Here is a 5185-nt window from a genome sequence, read left to right as displayed (position 1 = left end):
CATCACAGCCGTCTACGATCCGAAGAACCTCGATGCGAACGGCAACCCCTCAGGTCTTGCATACGCCACCTACGAATACGATCCTGGCAACGGCAACCTGATAAAGGTCAACAAGCTCGAAGACGGCAACTTGTACCGGACGACGGAGTTCGTCTATGCCGATCCTGCAAGGCCGCACTTCATCACCTCGATCAAGGATCCCAGGGGTTTGACACCGCTTATCAGCGAGTACGACGACTCCGGCAGGCTTGTCGCCACTGTTGACGCTTTTGGGAACCGCGTTGCGCTGGCCCACGATGTCGCGGCCCGCACCGAGACCGTGTTCGACAGGAGCGGCAATCCGACGGTCCACCGTTATGACATCAGCGGCAACGTCACATCCACCACCGATGCGCTCGGGAACACCACCGCCCGCACCTACGACGCGTCCGGAAACGAACTGTCCGTCACCGATCCGCTGGGGAACACCACCCGCTATTCCTACGACGACAAGGGCAACCGCGCATCGGTCACCGACCCCCTCGGCAACAGGACGAAATACCAGTACGACGGCACCGGCAACCTGATATCGGTCACGGATCCGCTCGGCAGCACCACCGCCAACGCCTACGACGGCAGTGGAAACCTCGTGGCGACCGCCAATGCGCTGGGCCAGACCACGAACAGCACCTACGACCAGGCCGGAAACCTGAAATCCACTACCGACGCGCTGGGCAGGACGGTTGCCAACTTCAATTACGACGGCTCCGGCAACATGACCTCGACCACCGACATCAACGGGTTCACACGCGGCTTCGTCTACGACGCCAACGGCAACCAGACCGGCACCTCCTACGTATGGACAGATCCTTCCGGCAACGGCGGCACGACCACCGTCTCCACAAGCACCACCTACAACGCCGCCGGGCAGGTCGTAAGCTCCACCGATCCCCTCGGCAACAGTTCAAGCACCGTCTACAACGAGATCGGAAAGCCTTTCCAGACCACGGACATCCTAGGCAATACCACTACCACGGTCTATGACGACCGGGGCAACGTGATCGAGACACAGTATCCCGACGGTACGGTCAGCCGCACGGTCTACGACGTTGACGGCAGGGTCCTAGTCTCCGCCGACAGATGGAACGCCGGCACCCCTGCCGGCACTCCTGTCCCCGCTACCGTCACCTTCCCTACCGGCTCAAGATCTGTCTACGACATCATTGGCCGCGTAATCCGCACGGACCGTCTTGCGAATGTCGCAATCTCAATTGCGGTAAATGGTGCATCCAAGCGAAGCCAGTTAACATCCGCCGGCAATGCGGTTAGTTCTTCCTCTTCAGTTTACGACCGCGCTGGCCGTGTCATAGCATCCACCGACACCACAGGCGCAGTAACCCGCTACGAGTACGACATCGCTGGCAGGACAACCGCGGTCATTGACGCCCTCGGCAACAGGACGGAGCAGGAATACGACACCGCCGGCCGCCAGACGCTCGTCCGCGACGCCCTGGGCAGGACGACCTCCTTCGTCTACGATGCGCTGGGCAGAAGAGTCAGGACGAATTTCTCGGATGGCACATTCACCACCGTCACCTACAACGAACTCGGACAGAAAATAAAAGAGACCGACCAGTCCGGCATCACGAAGAATTATTCCTATGATAATGCTGGAAGACTCTCAGGTGTTGTTTTGCCTTCAGTCGCAGACCCTGAATCCGGTAATAATCCTGTAAATCCTGTCTATGCATATTCTTACGATACTTACGGTCGTCTTTCTTCGATCACTGATCCCAAAGGCCGCCAGACTGTATTTACTTACGATGCTTTGGGCCGTCAGCTCTCAAGGAAGTTGCCCATGGGCCAGACGGAATCTCAGCAGTATAATAACTTGGGCCAGCTCTACCTGAAGACAGACTTCAAAGGCCAGACAACGGAGTTCTCCTACGACAACTTCGGGCGCATCCAGTCGCAGATGAGTACAGGCGCGATACCAGTCACGATAAGCTATGACTACGACACGCTGGGTAGGTTGCACAAGGTCACCGATGCCAGGGGCGACACGGAGTATTCCTATGACTCCGAGGGTCGGATGACCCTTGTTCAAAGTCCCGAAGGGAGTTTGAATTATGAATATGATCAGGTAACGGGAAGAAAGACACGCACCTACACGGCGAACTCCGACGTGTCCTATGGCTACGACAGGCTCGGCAGGCTTGCCAGTGTCACGGTCACAAAGCGCAACGGAATTGCGCTGTCCTCACCCGAAGTGACCGCCTACAGCTATACCAAGGTCGGCAGCAGGGCGGCAATGGAACTGCCAAATGGCGTGCTGACGGAATACACCTACGACAATTTGAATAGATTGAAAAGCCTCTCCCACTATAACTCGGCGGATCAGCTACTCGCGGGCTTCACCTACACGCTGGCCCCGAACGGACGCAGGACAGGAGTCCATGAGGAACGTCTTGAGACCGGAAACGCCTACTCAAATACTGATATCTCCTTCACATACGACAGACTTAATCGTCTCACCCAGGAACAGTCTGTGTCGTCCGTGGCCGAGCTGAATTACTCCAATACCTATTCCTACGACCTAGTCGGTAACAGGCTTGAGAAAAGGAGCGCTGGCGTCTCGCCGGCAGTTATCTCTTACTCTTACAACGCCAACGACCAGCTCCTCACCGAGAACAATTCCCTCACCGGTCAAACCTCCTACGCCTACGACCCGAATGGCTCCCTGGTTTCCAAAACCAATGCAACTAATGGAACCAATGAAACTTTCTCCTACAACGCCCGCAACCAGCTTGCATCCGCAAACATCCAGCGTGTTGAAAATGGTCAAGCCGTGAACATCTCTTCGAGCTACGCATACAACCACGCTGGTATCCGAGTGAAGGCGGATTCGACCGTAAATGGCGTAGCTCAGAACCGGAACTTCCTGATTGATTCTCAAAATAATACAGGCTATGCGCAGATCCTCGAAGAATCCAATAACGGGTCGCTTGTTAAGTCATACGTGCTGGGCGATGACGTGATCTCGCAGTCGTCAGGTGCTGGTGTCAGGCATTTCCTCTACGATGGGCATGGAAGCACGAGACTTCTCACGGATAACTCCGGAGCAGTAACTTCGAGCTATAATTTTGACGCTTATGGAATCATGGTCGGAGGAAACCCGAACCTTGCGAACCCCGCCGAAACAGATATGTTGTACTCAGGGGAGCAGTTCGATGTCGAGTTGCAGATGCAGTACTTGAGGGCCAGGTACTACGATCAGAATACCGGGAGGTTCGCAAGCTTGGATCCGTTTGGAGGGAATAATTATGACCCGCAGAGTTTGCATAAGTATGCATATGCGCATGGGGATCCTGTGAATAACATAGATCCAGAGGGAAGAAGTATTGGAACTATGATTGATTTTGTTGCTGCGTCTTGTATGCAAATTACACTTCAAACTCTTAACTTGGTAGGCCGCATTGCACCTGCGGTTTATGTTTTATCAACAAGGTTGACTTATTGGTATTTGCTCAATGCAGCAAGAATAGAATTTTGGACCACAGTCTCTGCTGGAGTGTTAACATTTATAAATATGTCAGCGCAGGCAATAGTAAATAATGCAGAAACTGTCAAACTTGTAAATGGTAACCCAGGCGAATTTGTTGAACAAAAAATAGGTGCCAACGCAACCCAGTATCAGATGATTGATGATTTTCAATACGGAAATGTTACTTCGATTAAGACAAATCAACAAGATATGCAACGTTGCCTAGACGCAATCGAGCATGAGGCGACTTCTTTGGGTAATCATAAATCGGACTTTAAACCAGTTCCAGGCGCACCTCCTGGAACAATGCCGATACCAATATCAAGCGTTAATACGAGATCCCTCCTGATGATTATACCTGAAAATTTCTCTTCATATTTAAGAAACCCCCACTTTGTAAATGCTGTCGCCAAGATACAAAGTAGTACTAAAGTAGCAATTCAAGTATTACCATTAAAGGGGTGGAAAAAATGAAAACAATCGATTTACGCTATATACAGTCATATCCATGTTATGTTAAGTTGAATAAAGTTACCTCCGGAACAATTAGAAATCTTATGCCTGACCTTGAAAGCCATGGTTTTTTTGAGTATTGTTTGAAATCCGACTTGACCAAGATAAAATCTGAGATATCTGAGAATGGGGATCCTTTTATCCCAGCAACACAAAGATCCATCCCTCTAGATTGTGAAGAAATATTCGAGATGGGGGTCTTACAGGTCTTAGAAAAAATATCTATTTTGCTTATCTCAAGGGGTGGGGAGAGAATTGAATACTTTGATTCAAGTACAAAAGAGGCCCATCAAGTGGCTGTTGGTGACTTCCTTTACATTCTGTGGGAATATAAGGAATTACCAATAATGCCAAGTAGTTGGTTTGTAGCTGGCAACAGATTTGTAGCTTTACTTAACCACTATCTTAACGATAAAGGATATGGAGAAATGGTATTTTTTGAGTATGCTTCAGGCAACGATGGTCAACTTATATTACTAAAGCCACCCCAGTTAGGGATTCTTTTAAAAGCAGAACTTATAAGCTTGATGGAAGAAGAAGAAAAACGGTGCCAGCCTGGTGTAGGTGTAGGTGTAGGTGTAGGTGTAGGTGTAGGTGTCCAGGCAGTTCAGCAGCCAAAAAATGATGAAACAGCCCCTGATGACAAGGTGAAGTGAGGGGCGATGATTGAGTAACAGGCGTGGAGGCGGTGGGGAGTGATGGATACTCCTATGACGCTCTAGGTATTACATTCAGTCAGTTGGTAGAAATTCGGGGTCACACTTGGGGTGTTAAAAAGAGCATTTTTCAAATTCATTTTTTTCACCGCTTTATTTGTATCATATTGGGAACATGCATGTTACAGTTTAGAAAAACACAAAACATACTGTTTTACAACAAAGGAAACATGCCATTTTTTTCGGGTTTCAGCATTTAAAAGACGAATTTATAGTGGTTTAGCATTGACTTTGAACTCAAACATGGTTTTTGATGAAAAATAGATATTGCGATTCTCTATAATTTGTTGTTGTACGTTATTTTGAGGTTAAAAATATAAAATTCGGTGAAGTTATTTCCAGAAATACTCGAAAAAACGGCAAGTTTTTAACACCCCAGGTCACACTCGGTAGAAATTCGGGGTCACACTCTTGTTATCGACTACGGAACGAG

General features: G+C 49.6%; 2 protein-coding genes. Both read left to right on the top strand.

The features are described 5' to 3' along the window. Positions 1–3997 (top strand): RHS repeat-associated core domain-containing protein (locus WAZ62_RS20575; RefSeq protein WP_422645408.1); only part of this gene is annotated, 3997 nt, incomplete at its 5' end. Next, positions 3994–4692 carry a hypothetical protein gene (locus WAZ62_RS20570; protein ID WP_422645407.1) on the top strand — a complete coding sequence of 233 codons (699 nt, stop codon included), beginning with the start codon at positions 3994–3996 and terminating at the stop codon, positions 4690–4692. The genes WAZ62_RS20575 and WAZ62_RS20570, both read left to right, overlap by 4 nt. The last annotated feature ends 493 nt before the right edge of the window (positions 4693–5185 follow it).

Source organism: Zavarzinia sp. (assembly GCF_049306435.1).
GTDB lineage: Bacteria > Pseudomonadota > Alphaproteobacteria > Zavarziniales > Zavarziniaceae > Zavarzinia.
The sequence above is the reverse complement of the archived record's forward strand: the minus strand, read 5'-3'. Positions and strand labels throughout refer to the sequence as shown.

Coding starts and splice junctions, on each gene's coding strand:
- WAZ62_RS20570 (WP_422645407.1), top strand. CDS start 3,994: ATGAAAACAATCGATTTACGCTATATACAGTCATATCCATGTTATGTT.